Source organism: Sulfobacillus harzensis, assembly GCF_012933365.1.
Lineage (GTDB): Bacteria > Bacillota > Sulfobacillia > Sulfobacillales > Sulfobacillaceae > Sulfobacillus_B > Sulfobacillus_B harzensis.
Window position 1 is genome coordinate 1 of sequence record NZ_JABBVZ010000287.1, and the last position, 1,093, is coordinate 1,093.

The following is a 1,093-nucleotide window of genomic DNA, read 5'->3' on the forward strand; positions in this document are numbered from 1 at the left end:
TCGACCCCCACCACCGGCGGCAACCGTAACGGGAGATGCGGGAGAGGACGCGGTGGCGGCGCATTACGATCCGACAGCGGCCCCACCTGGGCCGAGACGCGGACGATCCAAACGGCATCCTTGGCCAGTTCCGCCCGAACAAAGGCTGGAGTCGCAGGATTCGCCGCGACGGCCTTGCGAACGGAGATCACATCATCCACCATGGCCGACAGCACAATGGGCGGGGTGGCGGGGTTGTCGGCCACCCGCCTCCGAATCGCTTCATCTCGGTCGCCTGCCAGCACCCTAAGCATTTCTGCCGAGGTACGCGGATCCCCGGCCAGCCGGAACCGCTCTGACCACGTCTCGGGGGCATCCGGCAGGGGCCGCATTTCGAGCGGTCCGTCTGCCAGCAGCGGAAGCCGCCGGTTGGATCGATTACTGGGCATCTGGAAACCACCTCCAATATTTTGTGAGGCGCATTAATCGCCCGCCTCGTACTCGCTCTCCTCTTGCGGGTTGGTGCGCTCGGTGTGGCGTAGGTCCACCCCCGCCAAATCCGCCCCACTCAAGTTGGCTCCGGTGAGCGTCGCGCCGGTCAGATCCACTCCGCGCAACCGGGTGGGTCGAAGGACTGTGTGGAGATCGGCCCCGCTTAGATTCGCCCCGGCCAGCCGAGCCCGGCGGAGATCCGCCCCGCTGAGGATACAATCCTGGAGATCGGCGCCAGAAAAATCACTGCCCCGCAGATCAGCATCCCGGAAATTGGCCCCCCGCGCGGTGACGCTGCGCAGCATGCCGTCACGCGCCGAAACATCTTCGAAGGACGCGCCGCGCAGGTCGGCCCGCCACATGGTTGCCGAGTCGAGCCGCGCCCCGCTGAAATTGGCCTGCGACGCATTCGCCTCCGAAAAATTCGCGTGCCGCAGATCGCAGGCGGTAAAATCCGCTCCGCTGAGCTCACTTTGCCGGAAATCGGCGCCACGCAGATCCCGCCCCGAAAAATCTGCCTCCGGCAAAAATTCCCCGCGCAGGTCGGCCCGCTGCCCGGCTTGGCCACGCGTAAGCAGCCACATTTCGTGCTGATCGAGTGCCCGCGCCAATTGCTCCTGAT

2 protein-coding genes are annotated in these 1,093 nt (G+C 65.6%); both read right to left on the reverse strand.

What is annotated here, in order from left to right:
- Positions 1–428, reverse strand: a 428-nt coding sequence (locus HIJ39_RS23060; protein ID WP_207711890.1) for a hypothetical protein, incomplete at its 3' end; no start/stop codon positions are given.
- A 33-nt stretch (positions 429–461) separates the two neighbouring features.
- Positions 462–1,093, reverse strand: a 632-nt coding sequence (locus tag HIJ39_RS23065; RefSeq protein ID WP_207711891.1) for a pentapeptide repeat-containing protein, incomplete at its 5' end; no start/stop codon positions are given.